At 33.7% G+C, this 19,514-nt stretch carries 21 protein-coding genes; 13 read left to right on the top strand and 8 right to left on the bottom strand.

Translation table 11 applies throughout. From position 1 onward, the window contains the following. Positions 1-172: 172 nt before the first annotated feature. The 4 genes from P3U32_RS10820 to P3U32_RS10805 all read left to right on the top strand — a co-directional run bounded on the left by P3U32_RS10820 (position 173) and on the right by P3U32_RS10805 (position 3,476). Positions 173-1,033 carry an ABC transporter ATP-binding protein gene (locus P3U32_RS10820; RefSeq protein ID WP_323703150.1) on the top strand — a complete coding sequence of 287 codons (861 nt, stop codon included), beginning with the start codon at positions 173-175 and terminating at the stop codon, positions 1,031-1,033. A gap of 6 nt (positions 1,034-1,039) precedes the next feature. Continuing rightward, positions 1,040-1,771, top strand: a complete 732-nt coding sequence (locus P3U32_RS10815) for an ABC transporter permease (protein ID WP_323703149.1) — start codon at positions 1,040-1,042, stop codon at positions 1,769-1,771. A 119-nt stretch (positions 1,772-1,890) separates the two neighbouring features. Next, positions 1,891-2,877: a sensor histidine kinase gene (locus P3U32_RS10810; protein ID WP_323703148.1), complete on the top strand. Its 987-nt coding sequence runs from the start codon at positions 1,891-1,893 to the stop codon at positions 2,875-2,877. Beyond that, complete coding sequence (locus P3U32_RS10805) at positions 2,874-3,476, top strand: response regulator transcription factor (RefSeq protein ID WP_323703147.1); 603 nt, start codon at positions 2,874-2,876, stop codon at positions 3,474-3,476. The genes P3U32_RS10810 and P3U32_RS10805 overlap by 4 nt, the downstream gene beginning before the upstream one ends. Positions 3,477-3,618: 142 nt before the next feature. On the opposite strand, the gene P3U32_RS10800 is transcribed toward P3U32_RS10805, so the two are convergent. Continuing rightward, the gene (locus P3U32_RS10800) at positions 3,619-4,263 is read right to left on the bottom strand and encodes a FusB/FusC family EF-G-binding protein (protein WP_323703146.1); all 645 of its coding nucleotides are present in this window, start codon (positions 4,261-4,263) and stop codon (positions 3,619-3,621) included. Positions 4,264-4,534: 271 nt separating this feature from the next. Between P3U32_RS10800 and glpT the strand changes: the two genes are divergently transcribed. Further along, positions 4,535-5,896, top strand: a complete 1,362-nt coding sequence (glpT, locus tag P3U32_RS10795; protein ID WP_323703145.1) for a glycerol-3-phosphate transporter — start codon at positions 4,535-4,537, stop codon at positions 5,894-5,896. Between the two features lie 216 nt (positions 5,897-6,112). Next, entirely contained in the window at positions 6,113-7,000 is an 888-nt protein-coding gene (locus tag P3U32_RS10790; protein ID WP_323703144.1) for a helix-turn-helix transcriptional regulator, read from the top strand. Between the two features lie 40 nt (positions 7,001-7,040). Here the strand turns inward: P3U32_RS10790 and P3U32_RS10785 are convergent, their stop codons facing one another. Next, complete coding sequence (locus P3U32_RS10785; RefSeq protein ID WP_323704879.1) at positions 7,041-8,075, bottom strand: NAD(P)/FAD-dependent oxidoreductase; 1,035 nt, start codon at positions 8,073-8,075, stop codon at positions 7,041-7,043. Between the two features lie 154 nt (positions 8,076-8,229). Between P3U32_RS10785 and P3U32_RS10780 the strand changes: the two genes are divergently transcribed. Then, positions 8,230-8,397, top strand: a complete 168-nt coding sequence (locus P3U32_RS10780; protein ID WP_323703143.1) for a hypothetical protein — start codon at positions 8,230-8,232, stop codon at positions 8,395-8,397. Positions 8,398-8,604: 207 nt separating this feature from the next. Here P3U32_RS10780 and P3U32_RS10775 read toward each other — a convergent pair whose 3' ends face one another. Both P3U32_RS10775 and P3U32_RS10770 read right to left on the bottom strand, forming a co-directional pair. After that, positions 8,605-9,531, bottom strand: coding sequence for an aldo/keto reductase (locus tag P3U32_RS10775; RefSeq protein ID WP_323703142.1), 927 nt, complete (start codon positions 9,529-9,531; stop codon positions 8,605-8,607). A gap of 16 nt (positions 9,532-9,547) precedes the next feature. Continuing rightward, entirely contained in the window at positions 9,548-10,378 is an 831-nt protein-coding gene (locus P3U32_RS10770; RefSeq protein WP_323703141.1) for an aldo/keto reductase, read from the bottom strand. Between the two features lie 209 nt (positions 10,379-10,587). Between P3U32_RS10770 and P3U32_RS10765 the strand changes: the two genes are divergently transcribed. The 3 genes from P3U32_RS10765 to P3U32_RS10755 all read left to right on the top strand — a co-directional run bounded on the left by P3U32_RS10765 (position 10,588) and on the right by P3U32_RS10755 (position 12,902). Beyond that, the gene (locus P3U32_RS10765; RefSeq protein ID WP_323703140.1) at positions 10,588-10,797 is read left to right on the top strand and encodes a hypothetical protein; all 210 of its coding nucleotides are present in this window, start codon (positions 10,588-10,590) and stop codon (positions 10,795-10,797) included. Positions 10,798-10,980: 183 nt separating this feature from the next. Next, on the top strand, positions 10,981-12,195 hold the full coding sequence (locus P3U32_RS10760) for a NupC/NupG family nucleoside CNT transporter (protein WP_323703139.1): 1,215 nt from the start codon (positions 10,981-10,983) through the stop codon (positions 12,193-12,195). 149 nt (positions 12,196-12,344) lie between these two features. After that, complete coding sequence (locus tag P3U32_RS10755; RefSeq protein ID WP_323703138.1) at positions 12,345-12,902, top strand: DNA-3-methyladenine glycosylase I; 558 nt, start codon at positions 12,345-12,347, stop codon at positions 12,900-12,902. Between the two features lie 68 nt (positions 12,903-12,970). Here P3U32_RS10755 and P3U32_RS10750 read toward each other — a convergent pair whose 3' ends face one another. Beyond that, complete coding sequence (locus P3U32_RS10750; RefSeq protein ID WP_323703137.1) at positions 12,971-13,408, bottom strand: MarR family winged helix-turn-helix transcriptional regulator; 438 nt, start codon at positions 13,406-13,408, stop codon at positions 12,971-12,973. Between the two features lie 222 nt (positions 13,409-13,630). Here P3U32_RS10750 and P3U32_RS10745 point away from each other — a divergent pair, with 222 nt between their 5' ends. Beyond that, complete coding sequence (locus P3U32_RS10745; RefSeq protein ID WP_323703136.1) at positions 13,631-14,389, top strand: threonine/serine exporter family protein; 759 nt, start codon at positions 13,631-13,633, stop codon at positions 14,387-14,389. A 10-nt stretch (positions 14,390-14,399) separates the two neighbouring features. Next, the gene (locus tag P3U32_RS10740; RefSeq protein ID WP_323703135.1) at positions 14,400-14,864 is read left to right on the top strand and encodes a threonine/serine exporter family protein; all 465 of its coding nucleotides are present in this window, start codon (positions 14,400-14,402) and stop codon (positions 14,862-14,864) included. 831 nt (positions 14,865-15,695) lie between these two features. On the opposite strand, the gene P3U32_RS10735 is transcribed toward P3U32_RS10740, so the two are convergent. The 3 genes from P3U32_RS10735 to P3U32_RS10725 form a co-directional block, all read right to left on the bottom strand. Next, on the bottom strand, positions 15,696-16,139 hold the full coding sequence (locus P3U32_RS10735) for a YtoQ family protein (RefSeq protein WP_323703134.1): 444 nt from the start codon (positions 16,137-16,139) through the stop codon (positions 15,696-15,698). A gap of 61 nt (positions 16,140-16,200) precedes the next feature. Beyond that, on the bottom strand, positions 16,201-17,427 hold the full coding sequence (locus P3U32_RS10730; protein ID WP_323703133.1) for an Nramp family divalent metal transporter: 1,227 nt from the start codon (positions 17,425-17,427) through the stop codon (positions 16,201-16,203). A gap of 28 nt (positions 17,428-17,455) precedes the next feature. Beyond that, positions 17,456-18,397: an agmatinase family protein gene (locus P3U32_RS10725; RefSeq protein WP_323703132.1), complete on the bottom strand. Its 942-nt coding sequence runs from the start codon at positions 18,395-18,397 to the stop codon at positions 17,456-17,458. 157 nt (positions 18,398-18,554) lie between these two features. On the opposite strand from P3U32_RS10725, the gene P3U32_RS10720 reads away from it, so the two are divergent. Next, complete coding sequence (locus P3U32_RS10720; protein ID WP_323703131.1) at positions 18,555-19,397, top strand: hypothetical protein; 843 nt, start codon at positions 18,555-18,557, stop codon at positions 19,395-19,397. The last annotated feature ends 117 nt before the right edge of the window (positions 19,398-19,514 follow it).

Here is a 19,514-nt window from a genome sequence, read left to right as displayed (position 1 = left end):
GATTATATTTTCATTATCTATAAATAGTGAAAAATGTCAACTCCATTTAATTGAACTGTTATTTTTATTGATTTTAATGACATTTGTCATGTTGAATCTATGACAGTTTGTACTTATAACGTGTTGTGTTGTTATTTATACTGAAGTTAATTAATTAAGGACGGTGATGAGGATGATCGATGTTCAAGGTGTAACAAAGGTTTATGGTGTTAAGAATGTTGTGAATGGGGTGTCTTTTCAAATAAATGAAGGGGAGTGCACGGCGCTCATTGGTCCAAATGGTGCGGGGAAGTCTACGTTAATAGACATGATTATTGGGGATAGACATCCATCTGATGGGAAGATTGTGAGTGATGATCATCAATTAGTTAAGAAGAGTATGGGCATTCTATTTCAGACGACTATTTTTCCTGAAATGATTAAGGTTAAAGAATTGTTTCATCTTCATCAATCGTTATATAAAGATACACTTTCTATGGTTGAATTTAGAAAGATAACGAGATTTGACGATGATAAATTAAATCAATTTGCTTCAAAATTATCTGGTGGGGAACGCAGAATTCTTGATTTTACTTTGGCGATTATAGGTAAGCCTCGATTTATCATATTAGATGAGCCGACCAGTGCGATGGATACAGAGATGAGAAAACACTTTTGGGAAGTTATTGAACAAATGAAGCAAGAGGGGAAAACGATTTTCTACACGTCTCATTATATTGAAGAAGTAGAACGTATGGCAGATTGTGTTGTCGTACTCGATAAAGGAAAACTGATAATGGATAGTACGCCTAGAGCGATACGTTACAGCGAAAGTAAGACACATATTCAAATGCCAACATCCAATAAACATATTGTTGAATTTTTAGAGAATGTGAATGTAGAAGAAATGAAAGATATGTTGTTTATTACGACACAAGATGCAAATCCGGTTATTAAAACACTGCTTGAGCATCATGTGGATTTTAATGATATCGAAATATCTAAAGCGTCGTTAATGGATACGATATTTTCTAAAAATAACGAAAGGGTTTGATGAGATATGTTATGGGCCTATTTTAAATTTGAATTGCTATTAGTTTCTAGGAAAAAATCGTATTTAACATTATCAATTATGCTGCCACTTGTATTTTATATCATCTTTACAGCGATGTTAGATTTACCAAAAGCATACGAAACACAATTTTATAAAGCATATATGTACAGTATGGCGACTTTCAGTTTAAGTAGCTTTTGTATTATGACATTCCCATTAGAAATGATTGAGGATAACAAAATTGGTTGGGCAAAAAATCTGTTTAAAACGCCTTTGACTCCCAAATATTATTATGCAGGAAAAGTGTTAAAACTCATGTGTATGTTTAGTATTTCAATCATTGCTTTGTTTTTAACAGGATGGCTTTATAAAGGTGTTGAAATGTCTGCAGGTGAATGGATCGGTTCAGGATTATTATTGTGGTTAGGGTCCAGTATGTTTTTATCCATAGGCGTTTTAATCGCACAAATGAAAGACATTCAGAAGGCAAGTGCGATAGCCAATATATTATATTTAGGGCTTGCGGTTGTGGGCGGACTTTGGTTTCCGACAGACCAGTTTCCCGATTGGTTAAAAGAAATATCATATTTAACACCTACGTATAATTTAAGAGAACTGTCTCTTTCGCTAACAACGAGTGGAGGTATGCATGTTCAATCATTACTCATTCTAATGGTATACTGTATATTGTTTATAAGTATCGCGTTAATTATACGAAAAAAGACGGAAGTGATTTAATGTCCCTTTTAGAAAAAATAAAAGCTGCACCTATAGGAACATCGAATTTAATATATTTAATTTTTCCTATACTAAGTTTGACGGTGTTGGGTCATAGAGGCCCATTGTGGAGTGGTATATTGATTACCGTTCTATTTACTGCCAGCTATTTAATCATGATTTATGAAGACCTATCAAATAAATTAATGTTAAGAAGAATGCTATTAGGGATTCATTTTATAGGCATACTTTATTTTGTAGAACTTTTTAATGCATCACATTTAATGTTTTTCTTTTACGCAGCATATATTATTCCATATGTATTTCAAGTGAAAAAGAAATCTATTGAAGTCTTTATGTACATCATTGCATTTGCTATAACGATATTTATTATAGCCATGAATCACAGAGATTACTTACTTTTTATGGCTCCAATGAGTGTGGTCATTATATTAGTAATGTTAGGCAATTTTAAACTTTTAGAATCGAAAAAGCTACAAGATGAAATTAGAAATCAAAATGAACACATTAATACGCTCATAGCTGAACAAGAACGAAATCGAATCGGTCAAGATTTGCATGATACTTTAGGACATGTATTTGCGAGTTTAAGTGTGAAATCTGAACTTGCGATGAAATTAATAGACAAAGATGTCGATAAAGCGAAAGAAGAGATAGCTTCTGTTAATGAATTGTCGAAAGAGGCTTTGATGAAAGTCAGATCCATTGTGGATAACTTGAAAATACAATCTTTTGAAGAAGAAATTATGTCGATGCATACGCTTTTAGATAATGCGAATTTATTATTTGAATTTAAAAATGCAGATCGCGCGCAATCGCTCAGTCCAACTAAACAATCAGCATTAGCGATGATATTGAGAGAAGCAATCAATAATGTCATTAAACATGCCGGCGCAACAAAAGTAATTGGTGAACTCATTGAGGATGAAAATGGTTTGTCAATGATTGTTGAAGATGATGGAAAAGGCATGAAGAAAGTCGGGAATGATGATTTTCAAAGTATAAAAAAACGAGTGCATGCTTTGAATGGACAATTCGACGTGCATCTATTAAATAAAGGATTGAAAATGACAGTGACATTGCCTAGAGGAGATGAAACATTATGACATCAATTGTGATAGCTGAAGACCAAGAAATGTTAAGAAAAGCAATGGTTCAGTTAATGGAAATGAATGAAGAATTAGAAATATTAAGCGATGTTCCAAACGGCGAGGTAGCCCTGAAAGCCATTGTCGATAAACAGCCAGACGTCGCAATTTTAGATGTTGAAATGCCGAAAATGACTGGTTTGGAAGTGTTGAAAGAAATTAAAACATTAGGATTGAACACAAAAGTCATTATTGTTACAACCTTTAGAAGACCAGGATATTTCGAAAGCGCAGTAGCGAATGATGTCGATGCCTATGTGTTAAAAGAACGATCGATAGATGAACTTGTCATTACGATTGAAAATGTAATGGTAGGTAAGAAAGAATATAGTGAATCCTTGATGACATCAATATTTAAACAGAAAAATCCATTAAACCCTAAAGAACAACTCGTGTTAAAAGAAATTGGTAAAGGATTATCTAGCAAGGAGATTTCTAAAGTATTATTTTTATCAGATGGAACGATTAGGAATTACACATCATTGATTATAGATAAATTAGAAGCGGATAATCGATTTGACGCATGGAAAATAGCATCCGAAAAAGGGTGGATATAGGAAAAGAGCGTAGAGAAGTATGATGAGGTGGTTTTCGGCTCAGTACTGAAAAAAACTGAGCCGAAAAACAAAATACCGGCTCAATATATAGAAATAGCGGATGGAAAATAATCATTTTCCATCCGCTATCTTTATTTCTCTGTTATTTCATTTTTACTGATTGTATAAATTCATATAATCCGTCTAATTGATCGAGCTGTTGATTACAATGTTTACTGTCATGACAAATGTAATTGCCATTCTTTGTATATGTTCCGTCACCTTTTGATTTCGTTGTCGATAGGAACATAGAAACGTTGGATTCTTTCTTACAAACACTGCATATCCCTGGTTTAATAGTTGGAGATAATTCACCAACAACGCCAACTAATTTATCTTGTTCATACGCAATGATAAATTTCTTCTGCTTACCTGAATCATTCCAGCCTACATAGGATGTTGTTTTTAAATCTATATTTTCCCAATCTGGCTGTTTTAATTTTTTAGTCTTCTTAAAAATCTTCTCTAGTTGTTTACTAGATGGTTGATTAAAAGGTTCAACATATGAACGTAACCCGAGAATTAATTTTTCTACTTGGGCGCGTTTGATTTTTTGGTGCATGATAATGTTTGTGAAATCTTCTATTTCAGAATGCTTTTCATTGAAAAGTTGTGATATATGGTCATAAGTGATTGCTTGAAAAGTTTCGATTGTTTTAAAATCATTTACTGATTTATATACATTAAGTAATTGTTCAGAATGTGCCTTAATGCTGACGAATTGATATGGTTGTATAAAATTATTCATAAAAAATCCCTTCTTTAATTATTTAGAGTGGTAGTTATGAATAATTGTAGAGAACATGACACGTTAAGTAGCATCTTGAGATCCCTCCTTATCAGAAACAGTATAGTCCTTTATCACATTAATTTCAAATCTAGTTTGTTGAGAGCTTAATTAATTTGCTAGATTTCATTGACTTTAAAGGGTGTGAATGAAATGATGTAATTATACACGTTTTTACAATTTCTTAATATTATTTACGCAAAATTAACAAAGGGATGAGGAGGAGAGGACGATGGCTAATTTTTTAAAACCAGCAAAGCATATTGAACCTTTACCTAAAGAACAAGTTGATCAAACTTACAAGAAGTTAAGGTTTCAAGTTTTTCTCGGTATATTTTTAGGATACGCAGGATATTATTTATTACGTAAAAATTTTTCATTAGCAATGCCGGCATTGATTGATGAAGGTTTTAGTAAAACAGAATTAGGATTTGCTTTATCAGCAATTTCGATAGCATATGGTTTTAGTAAATTTGTAATGGGGACGATCAGTGACCGGAGTAATGCAAGGGTGTTTATTACTTTAGGTCTTGTATTGACTGCAATTGTAAATTTGTTAATGGGTTTTATTCCTGTATTAACTTCAAGTGTATTTATTATGTTTGTCATGCTTTTCCTAAATGGTTGGTTTCAAGGTATGGGGTGGCCACCATCTGGTAGAGTACTGGTACATTGGTATAGTGTGAGTGAACGTGGTGGAAAAACGGCGATTTGGAATGTAGCACATAATGTAGGTGGTGGATTAATGGCTCCAATTGCATTAATAGGTATTTCGCTTACTGGTACACTTTCATTTGGCTATTTAAAAGGATTTGAAGGGGCATTTATATATCCAGCATTGATAGCATTAATCATTGCACTTATTTCTTATATACTTGTAAGAGATACACCACAATCAATGGGATTACCACCAATTGAAGATTACCGTAATGATTATCCAAATAAAACACATGAGACGTTAGAAACGGAACTTACGACGAAAGAAATTTTATTTAAATATGTTCTGAATAATAAATGGGTATGGATGATTGCTATCGCAAATATATTTGTATATTTTGTTCGATATGGTGTGTTGGATTGGGCACCTACGTATTTAAGTGAAGAAAAAGGATTCGACTTAAGTGCATCTGGTTGGGCGTATTTCTTATATGAATGGGCTGGTATTCCTGGAACATTATTATGTGGGTATATTTCAGATAAACTCTTTAAAGGTCGAAGAGGGCCAGCAGGATTTATATTTATGCTTGGTGTAACGATTGCGGTCGTTGTTTATTGGTTAAATCCTCCGGGCAATCCATTAGTAGATAATATTTCGTTAGTAGCGATTGGATTCTTAATATATGGTCCAGTCATGCTCATTGGATTGCAAGCGTTAGATTATGTTCCTAAAAAAGCAGCGGGGACTGCAGCAGGATTGACTGGTTTATTCGGCTATCTTGGAGGGGCTGTTATGGCAAATGTCATTATGGGTCTCATTGTTGATAAGCTCGGCTGGGATTCAGGATTCTTATTATTAACGATAGTTAGTGTGTTAGCTATGTTAAGCTTTATATTAACGTGGAACAAGCGTGGTCAAGAAGTAGTGAAATCATAAGCATACGAGTGATTGAGATTGGGACATAATGTAATGTCTCAGTCTCTTTTATTATCTTGGCAGTAGATGACTGTCCCGCCCCCTTTTTTTCTTTTGTTACTAAAAGTGTCAAAAATGTTATTTTTAATAATTTTAAATATTTATATTTACTATTTAAAGTTTTCGAATTATAATATTATCGTTAAATTTAAATACTTTTACAATAGGAGATTTGTTGTGAAAAATATATGCGAAATCAAATACTTAAAGTATTCAGAAACGAAGTATAGGAATCATGTAGGGATATCCTTTTTTGTAGTCTTAACGGGGAATGCGATGGTTACAATTAAAGGTGTAAGTTCATTGTTTAATGAAGGTGATGCGTTTGTTGTTAAGCATAATGAATGTTATAAACTCGATGTTCTTGAGGATAATGTCGTTGTTCAAATTCATTTGTTTGAAAATTTAATAGGAGAACTGTTGCCAGATTTATTATGTGAATCTAATCTAAAAAATCAAATTGACATGAGTGAGATAAGGGAAGAGTTGGTTAAGCTTTGTTCATTATATTTATCTAAAGAGGAAAATAGAAATTTAAAAATACTTAAATGTATGATAACTATTTTAGAAATTTATAGTGAACAGGTGAAGTTAAACGGTGAGGAATGTGATGATCCAGTTAGAGATGTAAATCCTGTAGTTGAAGAAGTGAAGTCTTATATTTATCAACACTACAATGAAAGAATAACGATGCACACTTTTACAGATAAATATCATTATTCGGAATCATATTTTTCAAAGTTATTTAAAGAAAAAGTCGGGATGAATTTTAAAGATTATTTAACGGATATTAGATTATTAAATAGTATTTATGACTTGGTTCATACGCGCGCTAAGGTCATTGATATATCTGAAAAGCACGGTTTCTACAATGTATCAACATATATTAACGCATTTAAAGGGTATTATGGTGTCACACCGAAAAAATATAGAAACATGTTTCAAAGTGATCAGGAACACTTTGCACGAGGAAATTTTTTCAATGAAGTTGATAAAGAAAGAAATTTATCTGAGGATGAGATTAAGTTCCATTTAGATAATTTCGAGTATAAATATAAAGACTAAATTCCTGAGTAGCTCAGAAATTTAGTCGAATAGGTTAAAGTTAGGACATGTATTTTTTGATTACAGATTTATTTTTTTCTTTAAATAAATCATTATGACTAGAAACAAGACCTTCTTCTTGTGCGTCAGGTGTGATATAGCTTTTAGCTAAATTAGCTGCATGTGCTGCATCGGTGAAACATGCGGCAATGAGATGTATTTTAGCATCGTGTTTCAGAATATCCCCAGCACCGAAAATACCAGGAACAGAAGTTTGACAATTGCCTATACCTTCAATGAAGAATTCATCTACGAGTTTTACTTTTGTTTGTGATTGATGTAGTAGGTCGGCATCTTGATCAAATCCGTGACTAATGATGACTTCATCCACAGGAATAATTTCTTGTTCGTGAGTAGTCACGTTCTCTAGGACAACTTCTGTAATAATCGGTTCATTAGGATGACTGTTCAGTTGTTTAATTGTCATGCTTGGTTTTTTAATAATATTAAGTTGATCTAATAAGTCACTCATATATTCATGGCCAGAGATTTCATCTTTTCTATAACAAAGTGTCACTTGTTTAGCATATTCAGATAAGTCTCTTGCCCAGTCTAGAGCAGAATTTCCAGCACCAGAAATGAGTATATGTTTGTCTTTATATTTTTGCATCGATTGAACAACATAATTTAAGTTCGTTAATTCGAAACGTTCGGCACCTTCAATATCTAAAGTGAGTGGTTTGATAATGCCGCTACCGACAGCAATAATAACAGCTTTAGAATGATATTCATTGCCACTTTCTGTATAGACGATAAAATGTTGTTCTTTTACTTTTTGGATATCAATGACCTTTTCTTCTAAACAGATTTCAGGGTCAAAGTGGGTACCTTGTTGAATCAAGTCTTCGATGATTTCATAACACGGTTTCGGTGCGAGTCCACCAATATCCCATATGATTTTTTCAGGATAAATTTGCATCTTGCCCCCGAGTTTAGGTTGAACATCAATAATTCTTGCGCGCATCCCTCGTACGCCAGAATAGAAACTTGCGAATAACCCGGCTGGTCCCCCACCAATAATCGTAACGTCAGTCATTGCCATAAGTCATGATACCTCCTGAATTTAAACTTAACTATTATTATCCTACATTTGTAATTGATAATCAATATCAATTAAAAGAAGTTATGAATATTTAGGGCGAAAAGAAGTAAGGTATGTGTGGATGTTGGCTGGAGAGTGGGGCTAACTCATGTTATGGGAGAGTCTTGGATTAATTAAAGAGTTAACTCACGACATGGGCCAATTCTTTGGACCACCTACTTTCTTAATTTTAACAATACTTCTCTTTATAGAAGTTGTCCAATTAAGTGTAGACGGTCCAGAGTTAATCTACGACTTGATCAAACTCGTCGCTTAATGAGGGAATTAATCTACGACTTAGCCAAACTCGTCGCTTAATGAGGGAGTTAATCTACGACCTCAACTCTGCACCCGCACTCATAAACATCCAACACCATACCAACACCACACCCAATAAAAAAACACATCAAAAAAAGACTGTACCTAAAAACATGCAGTCATGTTTTTGATACAGTCTCAAAAGGAACGAAATGCTTCCTATGCTCTATTTAGAAATAGGGAAGAGTGTTTCGATTTGTTGAATATTAGTTTCTGTTAGTTCTACGTCTAATGTTCTTAAGTTATCTATAACTTGTTCTTTTCTTTTCGCACCGGGAATGATGACATCTAATGATGGTTTTGTTAAATAATAAGCAAGAACGACATGTGCAACATCAACATTATGTTCTTTCGCGATGTCTCTCAATTTGTCGACTTTTTTAAGGTTTGCTTTGAATTGCTCGCCTTGAAAATCTGGATTTTTAGTACGTAGATCATTGAATGTTGTATCTTCGTTATATTTTCCAGCGAGTAGTCCAGCAGCTAATGGGAAGTACGGTATAAATGTAATGTCATTTGCAGCTGTGTATTCTAGAATATGTTCGTTCTCACGATTTAATAAATTGTATTCGTGTTGTATGACATCAACTGCACCATTTTTATTAGCTTCTTTCAGCTGTTCTAATGTGAAGTTGGATACACCGATTGCTTTGATTTTACCGGCAGCTTTTAATTCTTGTAATGCAGCCACGGCTTCATCTTTAGGTGTTTCTTCATCTGGAAAATGAATATAATATAAATCGATATAGTCCGTTTGTAATCTTTCAAGACTTTGTTCGACTTGTTCTTTAAGAAATTGTGGATCATTTGAAAGTTTCGTTTCATCACCATCAAAATAATGTGCGCCTTTAGTAGCGATAACAACATCTGATCGATTATATTCTTTGATAACTTGTCCAACGAGTTCTTCTGATCGTTCAGGACCGTAAATAAATGCAGTATCTAATAATGTAACGCCATTTTCGATTGCTGCGCGTACAACATCTTTACCTTGTTCTTCATCTAGGTTTGGATATAGGTTATGTCCACCTACAGCGTTTGTACCTAAACCGATTGGATTGACTTCTATATTTGATTTACCTAATTTAGCCATGTGAATCACTCCTATTTTAAAATTCTTCGTATACAGCAGGGTCTTGACCTTTTAGACGACCATCTTTATGAGATAAAGCATCAATTGCTTCTAAATCTTCTTTTTCTAAAATGAAATCAAAGAGATCAAGATTCTGTAATTGTCTTGAAATGGATGTAGACTTAGGAATTGGAACTACGCCGTTTTGAACATGCCATTTCAATATGATTTGTGGAATTGTTTTATTATATTTTTCTGCGATTTTTCTAATATTATCGTCATTGATTACTTCAGAAGCACGACCAAGTGGACTCCAAGCTTCTATTATAATACCTTTTTCATTGTGGTAATCAAATGTATCTTTTTGGTTAAAGTAAGGGTGCAATTCAATTTGGTTTACAGCTGGTAGGACGCCTGTTTCTTTTTCTAATGTGTCGATATGTTCTTCTAAAAAGTTACACACACCTATAGATTTCACGAGCCCTAATTTTTGAGCGTCAATCAGTGCTTTCCAAGCTTCGACATATTTACCTTGTTTAGGATTCGGCCAGTGGATTAAATATAGATCAATATAATCAACACCTAGGCGATATATGGATTCTTGGATGGCTGTGATGGCTTGATCATAGCTATGGTAACGTCCTGGTAATTTAGAAGTTACAATGATTTGATCGCGATCGACATGGCTCGCTTGAATGGCTTTACCAACCGTTCCTTCGTTTTCATAGTTATATGCAGTATCTAAAATTCTATAGCCATTATTTAATGCATTAACGATGGCATGTACACCTGAAGTTCCGTTTAATTTGTATGTGCCAAAACCAACTTCTGGTAATATTTGTCCATCAATTAAATTGTGATTTTCCATGATAAATTTTGCCCCCTAATATAAAAATATCGTACGAATAAACTATATCACACACATATTTATGTGTTTTAATAATTAGCTTACAATGGTGAGGGAAAATTTTTGTAAAAACGTATTGAATTCATAACTTGTATATAGTAAGATTAATCTCATTGCGCAAGAAGGAACACGATGATTTTGGTCATATTATAGAGTAAAGAAGGGGTAAAATGGAGCGCGGATGTATCATTTCATTAAGTATCATAGATGCTTTAATGTTAATCATGTTAGTACTGTTTAATGCGGTCATTGTTTCTAATATTTATGTACTCATTGTTTATACATTAATCATGGTACTCATTTCTGGATATATTGTATATTTATCTGTAAGTATGACATGTGATCAATCGATAAACCAATTCGAACAATCGGATCAATAAAATTAAAAATGAACTGAGTGTGCCTTTGAAATCTGATGAAACATATGAGAATTCAAGGGCACGCTTTTTTAGTTTTTATATATAGAAATTGTAAATTCGATTTTAAAAATGTAGTAACATACTTTTAATATGCGTGGTATAATTATGTTGCTTTTTAATAAATAATAAAGGTGGACAATAACAATGTTTCTCATTATCAATATTATTGGTTTGTTGGTATTCATTGGTGTCGCTTTTCTATTTTCTAGGGATAAAAAGAATGTTGATTGGAAATCAGTATTAATACTAATTGTAATCAATTTAGTGTTAGCATGGTTCTTTACGCAATATTCTTTTGGGGCAAGATTTGTAAAGAGCGCGGCTGATGGTGTGTCGTGGCTGATTGAATCTGCATTTTCGGGAATTGGATTTGCGTTTGGTAGCTTTACAGCACCAGGACCGGGAAAAATGGATATGGCAGTTTCTGCATTACTTCCAATATTACTAGTTGTACCAGTATTCGATATACTAATGTATTTAGGGATTTTACCAAAATTCATTTCATTCTTAGGATGGATTATTTCAAAGGTTACAAGACAACCGAAATTTGAATCATTCTTCTCAATTGAAATGATGTTCTTAGGTAATACAGAAGCTTTAGCAGTATCATCTAAACAATTAACTTCTATGAATAAAGTCAGAGTATTAACATTGGCAATGATGTCAATGAGTTCTGTATCAGGTGCGATTGTTGGTGCTTACGTTACGATGATACCGGGTGAATATGTATTAACAGCTATTCCATTAAATATCATTAATGCAATCATAGTAACAACAATCTTAAATCCATTTGATTTAGATCCAGAAGAAGACGTTGTCGCAGAGATAGACGAAGGGGAAAGACAACCGTTCTTCTCATTCTTAGGAGATTCAGTAATCAATGCAGGTAAGTTAGTGCTTATTATCATTGCGTTTGTTATCGCATTTGTAGCTATTGCAGACTTGTTTAATAAGTTACTAGGTATTATGGATCCAATTCCATATTTACCAAACATAAGATTAGAGTATATACTTGGTATCTTTATGTTCCCATTTGCTTTATTACTTGGTATGCCAGTTTCAGAAGCATGGGTTGTTGCGCAACAAATGGCGCTTAAAATTGTAACAAATGAATTTGTTGTAATGAGCACAATTAGTAAAGAAATTAGTGAGTATTCAACACATAGAGCAGCCGTAATTAGTACTTTCTTAGTATCATTTGCGAACTTCTCTACAATAGGTATGATTATAGGTACACTGAAAGGTATCGTTAAAGAAGACGTATCAAACTTTGTATCTAAATATGTGCCGATGATGCTTTTATCAGGTGTGTTAGTATCACTATTAACAGCAGCATTTGTTGGTCTATTTGCTTGGTAAGCAATGCCGACAATATTTTTAAAAGCCACCTCGACGTCAATCGACTTTGAGGTGGTCTTTTGTTTCAACCTTGAATGAAGATATATGAATGAGGGTAAATACAAGGTATCGCTTTATAAATATATAATAAAGAAATGAGTGTGACTATAATGAGTGAATGTTCATGGCCAACTAGTGATTTGATGAAATTGTATCATGAAAATGAATGGAGCAGAATTAGTAAAGATGATCAGCATATATTTGAAATGTTGTCTTTAGAGGGTGCGCAAGCAGGGTTGTCTTGGGAGACTGTTATTCAGAAGCGTGATGCTTATCAACAAGCCTTCAGACAATTTGATATTGAGCAATGTGCACAATTGACTGATGAAAATCTTGAAGAAATTAGAGTCACTTATAATGTGATTAAACATCGTGGAAAGATCAAATCTGTACGTAATAATGCAATTGTTGCGCAACGTGTTCAACAAGAGCATGGTAGCCTGGCAGAATTTTTCTGGTCTTATGTTGATAATAAACCTATTATCAATGAATGGAAGGCGGAAAGTGAAATGCCAGCAGAAACAGAACTTTCTATTAAATTAAGTAAAGATTTAAAGAAGCTAGGTTTTAATTTTGTTGGCCCTAAGATTGTATATTCATTTATGCAAAGTATCGGTATGATTGATGATCATATCATAACGTGTCCATACCACACTTATAATAGATAATAAAAAACCACCATTGCGACGTTGACCTTAAGTGTTACTGTAGGTTGCGTATCAGTGGTGGTTTTTTATTAATTGATTTCTTCTTTTAAATTCGTTTGAATGAATGCTTCTAAGGTGTTACATAATTCTTGGGAATCATCAAAGTTCATATCTAACTCTTTAAATACTTTCGCAATTTCTGCTGAAAGTTGAACTTGTGTGTCTATTCCTGAATCTGTGAGCGTAACGCGTAAATTTCTTTCGTCGTTAACGGCTCTCTCTCGGTTGATAAACCCTTTTTCTTCTAATTTTTTCAATAATGGTGTTAATGTTCCTGAATCTAAATACAGTCTGTCACCTAAAGTTTTAATATTGATTACTTCGTTTTTATCTATAGCTACAAGAACGATATAACCTGTGTAAGTTAAGTTATATTTCTTCAATATCGGTGTGTATTTTTTAATTAATTCTTTTGACGCAACATATAATAAGAAACTTAATTGTTTGTTGATTGGTGGTAAACCCATATATTCATCCTCCTTACGTCAAAATTAAGCCTATTATGAAACTAGGGTAAAGTCAAGTGCTATAATAAACGTTCATAAAATAGCAAAAAATTATCGTACCCAATTAGGTTTGATATGACTTTAGATTGTGGTAAACTTTTAGCTTATTTAAAAATAATAGTTAAATTGTTATTTGATATTTGATATCCTTATGACGTGACCATTAAAAGAGGTGAATATAGAATGAATCAACAACCTATTTCAAAAGAATTAGTACAGGAAATTGTGATGAATGCAGGGCGTGTTCTTCTAGAAGCTGGTTCCGAAGCATTTCGTGTTGAAGATACAATGCATCGAATTGCTAAGCATTTAGGGTATCCAAATAATCAATGTTACGTCAGTTCAACGATAATTAATTTTTCCTTAGATATAGATGATAATATAAGAGTTTATAGAGTGAAGAAGAGAGATACACATTTAGGTGATATTCATCAATTAAATCACGTGTCTCGAATGATAGAGAAAAATCAAATCTCTGCTGAAGATGCGCTTAAAAGAATAAAAGAAATACATACTTCACCAATGCCATATCCATTATTCATCAAAGCAATTGCTGCTGGGTTGATTTCAATATTCTTTCTATATTTATTTTCAGGTGTTAAAGAAGACATTGTTGCGACATTTATCGCAGGGGCGCTTGGATATTGTATTGTGGAAATATTACATGCTTGGACAAGTGTGAAATTTATAGCAGAAATCGTAGCAGCATGTGTTATAGCAACGATCTCAGTCATTAGTCAAATGATAACAGGTGGAAATACATTGAATATCGCGATTATATCAGCAGTCATGCCGATTGTACCAGGTGTGTTAATCACCAATGCGATACAAGATTTATTTCTCGGGCAATTATTAGTAGGGATTTCTAAAGGATTGGAAGCGACCTTTACATCTATAGCAATAGGTGTCGGAGTAGGCGTTACATTATTAATTTTCTCTTAAGAGGTGAGTTATGGTAATCACGAGTATATTAAATTTATTATTTAGTTTTGGAGCATCGAGTTTGTTTGGTGTGTTATTTAATTCACCTAGATATTTACTTGTGCCAGCCGGTATTGTAGGGGCAATCGGTTGGGGCGCTTTTAAGTTGAGTTTAATGTGGAATGGATCAGATATAGAATCTTCATTTATAGGAGGGTTCTTTATCGGCGTGATGAGTCATTTGATGAGTAAGAGATTCCTATCGCCAGTTATATTATTCATTATTCCAGGAATTATTCCACTTGTACCCGGAGGACCTGCTTATGAATCGATAAAAAACCTAGTGCTCAACGATTATCATGAAGCGATCATTACGATGATTGAAGTCGCACTCATTTCAAGTTCAATCGCATTAGGATTGCTAATAGCTGATTTATTATCAAAAATGTATTTCAAGAGTAAAAAACAGATGCATTTAAAGAAGATTAATAATTAACACTATATATAAAGAAGTTTTAGATGATTTGGCATTTTTGCGTATGCTGTTCCCGCAAGAGTCAGCGATAAAAAATACTGAACATTGCAAGTGGAGGTCGACAAGCAACATTGGAGCGTTGAACATTGCAAGTGAGGGGTGACAAGCAACATTGAGACGTGGAACATTGCAAGTGAAGGTCGACAAGCAACATTGAGGCGTCGAACATTGCAAGTGGAGGCTGACATGCAACATTGGGTATGGCTAACGAGATAGAAAGTGAAAACAATCTCGTTAGCGAAGAAATGTACACATCAAAAGCCTGTATTTACTACAAAAGTGAGAAAACAACGTGCTAACGAGATAGTTTTAGGAAACAATCCTGTTAGAAAATCTAACGAGATAGAAAGTGAAAACAATCTCGTTAGCGTTGAAATGTACACATCAAAAGCCTGTATTTACTACAAAAATTGAGAAAACAACGTGCTAACGAGATAGTTCTGGAAAACAATCCTGTTAGAAAATCTAACGAGATAGAAAGTGAAAACAATCTCGTTAGCGGGTAAATAGCCCATATAAAAGCCTAAATTAACCATAAAAAATGAAAAAATAAAGCGCTAACGAGATAGTTTTAGAAAACAATCCTGTTAGAAAATCTAACGAGATAGAAAGTGAAAACAATCTCGTTAGCGGGTAAATAGCCCTCGTCAAATGGTAAATGAGCTATAAAATATGAAAAAATGATATTCTAACGAGATAGTTTCGGAAAACAATCCTGTTAGAAAATCTAACGACATAATTAACACTATATATACATGACAAAGGCTGAGACATACGTCTCAGCCTTGTTTTTTATTCATAAATATATTGAATGACTGATAATGCTTGGTCAATTGTTTCTACTGTAACGCTTGCTTTATTCGATAGTTCTTTCAATGGATGTATTAAATCTGTAGGGCGCACGATAATCAATGGTTTGTTTAATGCAATAGCTGTAGAAGCATCCATTGCTGTATTCCATTGTTTATATTTTTCGCCAAATAATGCAATGACGATATCTGATTTGTTCATTAATACTTGTGTACGTAAGTTGTTGATATCAGAAGCGGCATTGTCTTTGTAATAATTATTAGGTTGTTCTCCTAATATGGATTCTCCAACATTATCAGAACGATCATGATTTGTTTGTGGACCTACAAAATTTAATGGTAAGTCTAAAGCTTGTGCTTTGTTAGAAAGGTCTTCTCTCCAGTTATCATGTATTTGACCTGCTAAATAGATTGTTAATTGTGTCATTTCGTATCACTCCTTAAACATCATTTTACCATAGTTATATTTTAAAATTCATATGAGCGATTTACGCACCCATAAAGCTTTGTATCGCATCTATGAGACTGTATACGCCTAAGAACGATACGACAACAACAACGAAAAGACCGATGATATTTAAAATGATTCCATTTGCGAATTTACCCATCATATTTTTCTTATTTAATATGACGAAGATAAATATTGCAATAATCGGCAAAATAATACCGTTTAGTGCTTGTGCGATAAGCAATACTTCTAAAGGTTCAAATCCTAAAGAAGAAGTAATAATTCCGATTACAATGACAATCGCAAATACGAGACGATATTTTTTGCTTTTTACACCGCCTTCCCAACGAAGACAACTGCTCATTGTTGCCGCAGCGCCCATTGGAGATGCGATGGCCGAGGATAAACCGGCCGAGAATAATCCGATGCTCATAAAGAGTGGTGCAAAGTCGCCAAGTATCGGTTTAAGCGGTTCTGATAATTGGACTAAACTCGTTACTTCTTTGCCATGAATTAGCGTACCAGCTGTAACAAGTATTGCTGCTGAAATAACACCACCAAGTCCTATCGCAATGACCGTATCCAGTCTAACAATTTTTAAATCTTTGATGCCGTTAAATCTTTCATGTATAGAACTCGCATGAATGAAAAAGTTATACGGAACAACAGTCGTTCCAATTAATGCAATGATTGTAATTAATGATCCATCCGGAATGCTAGGGACAAATGCACCTTTAAGTACAGCTCCGAAATCAGGTTGAATGACGATAACGGTTGTAACAAAGATGACACCCATAATGAGCACGAGTACAGTCATGACTTTTTCTATCAAGTCGTAACTTCCTTTTAATCCTATTAGCAAAATAATCACACCAACAACAGGTGCAATCAAATGCTCAGGTAAATCTAATAAGTATGCCGCACCAAGTGATGTACCGAGTAAATCTCCAGATATGTATGCAGCACAACCAATCGCAACTGCAATCATACTAAACCATACTGTTAATATTTTTAAGAAAGTGTGGTTAAATATATCTCTAATGGCTTCCCCAAGGCCTTCGTTCGTAACAAGTGCAAGTCGTGCAACCATTTCTTGAAGCGCAATCGTTGCGATGATGGAGAAGATGACTGCCCATAGTAAACTATAACCGAATCCAGCGCCCCCTTGTGTCATCGTTGTTACAGTACCAGGTCCAACAAATGAAGCTGTAATGATCATTCCAGGTCCAAAAATACTAAAATTACTTCGTTCACGCTTTTCAGCCATAATTAACCATCCCTTTGTTAATGTGTCATTATACTTTATTTAAATAATGAATATGACCAGCCAATACATAAAGTACTGCTGTTGATACAAAGTGAGCAGAATTCTGATTCGCATCTTGCATTGGATAAACTTCTACAAAATCCATCCCGATAAGACCGAGTTTTCCAAATTCATAAATCATCGTTAATAACTCGTAACTAGTTAAACCGTTACCATCAACAGGTCCGCCTGGATTAAACGCAAAATCTAACACGTCACTACAAATAGTAAGATATACAACATCGACATCTTTACTCGCTTGCGCATAAATATCTTTCGCAAAAGCTCTTAAATCTGATGTTTCTCTAATATCATTGATTGTAATCGTTACTGCGCCATTTTCCTGCGCGAATTTGCCTGATTCAGGTTGGTTTCGTGGTCCATGAATACCTGTATGAATTAAACTTTCATTACGAATACCATCTGTTTCATATAAACGCATGAAAGGTGTGTTTCTAGCAAATTGTTCATTCTCATAGTTTGGCATATTATCATAATGCGCATCTAAATGTATGATGCCTACTTTTTTACCTGTGTTTGTTAATCCTTTTAAAATAGGATAGGTAATGCCGTGGTCACCACCAAGGCCAACTAAAAATTTATTAGATTTCCATAAATTTTCAGCAAACTGTTCGATATTATTTACTGTTTGTGTAACATCGTGAGGCACGGTCGTTACATCACCGACGTCACCAATCGTTAAATGTTCATGTACATCAATGTGGTCGAGTTCTGGTAAATAGCCACTATATCTTGCTGATGATAATCTGATTTGTTTCGGTCCTAATTCACATCCTGTGTAATCTCCCCAAGTACAAGGACCTTCGAAAGGAACACCGTATACAAGTACATCTGTTGAATAGTTACTTTCTTTAGATAAGTTTTTGGAACCTAAAAAACAAGGTGTGTTGCCGTATATACGTTCTGTCATAGTAAAATTACCCCTTTCGATTCGTTAGTGCTTATTATAAATAAGTTAACATTTGTTTTCAAATTTTTATGGATATTTATTTGGAAATAGTGAATAATTAGTATGAATATAAATTGCTAATAATCACTTTTCAGTAGTGTAGGAGGAAAATAATACGATGAAATTTAAAGTGTTACTTTTTTTAATGACGATTATATTTTTATCAGGATGTAGTATCACGATTGGTGATCCACCAAAAAGTAAAAAAGAAAATAAAAGTAGTGAAACTAATCAAAATAAAAATAAAAAAACAGCTTCTGCACCGAAAATAGACATATTGTCACAAGACTTTTCGACACATTATATGAATGAAAATCATGTGAGAGGTTATAAAGGTTTGATGAAAGCAATGGATAAAGAAAAGGTTGAGTCTAAATTTGGCAGTGCAGATGAGATAAGGAACTTTTTAGGTAGAGAAGGCCATGTATATGGCAATCTTTTGGTGATGTACTATTTAAGTGACGAGCGTCCAATACAGCAATATGGTATTGTGCCAAACAAGAAAGAAACGTATCGTGAATTTGTAGATGTACATGGTGAACCAGACCGAGATTTAAGAACAGGGTATGGTCGCTCATTTGTTGTTTATAATAAAACGCCGAATAATGGTTACCAAATCGTCGTCTATACAAATGGAAGTAAAGATGATGATGAGATTACGTATTTGATGCAATATCCAGACAACTTTGAATTTACGCAATCAAGTGATGAACATAATACTGTGATTACAAATGATAATGTATACAATGTTGTAGAATCATTTGAGGGTATTGATAAAGTAGATAAATCATTTATGAAGTGGAAACCATTGAAGAAGAATGGGAATGTATTTAGTCTTACTTATACAGATAATAAAGGAAAATTATTAGGATCTTACAAAGTGAGTGAAGACGGATACGTAGAATCCTTTGATGGAAATGGTAATAAAATTAGAGCGAGTTATATCCATTTAAATGAATAATAATAACTGAAGCCAGAAAATGTAATGTTTTAAAAATTACATTTTCTGGCTTATTTAAGGCATTGACAAATTTTTTGGAACCGATTACAATCAAGTTGTAAATACAAAGTATTTTTT

This window comes from Mammaliicoccus sp. Dog046, from assembly GCF_034039665.1.
Classification (GTDB): Bacteria; Bacillota; Bacilli; order Staphylococcales; family Staphylococcaceae; genus Mammaliicoccus.
This window is presented reverse-complemented; position numbering and strand designations above follow the sequence as displayed.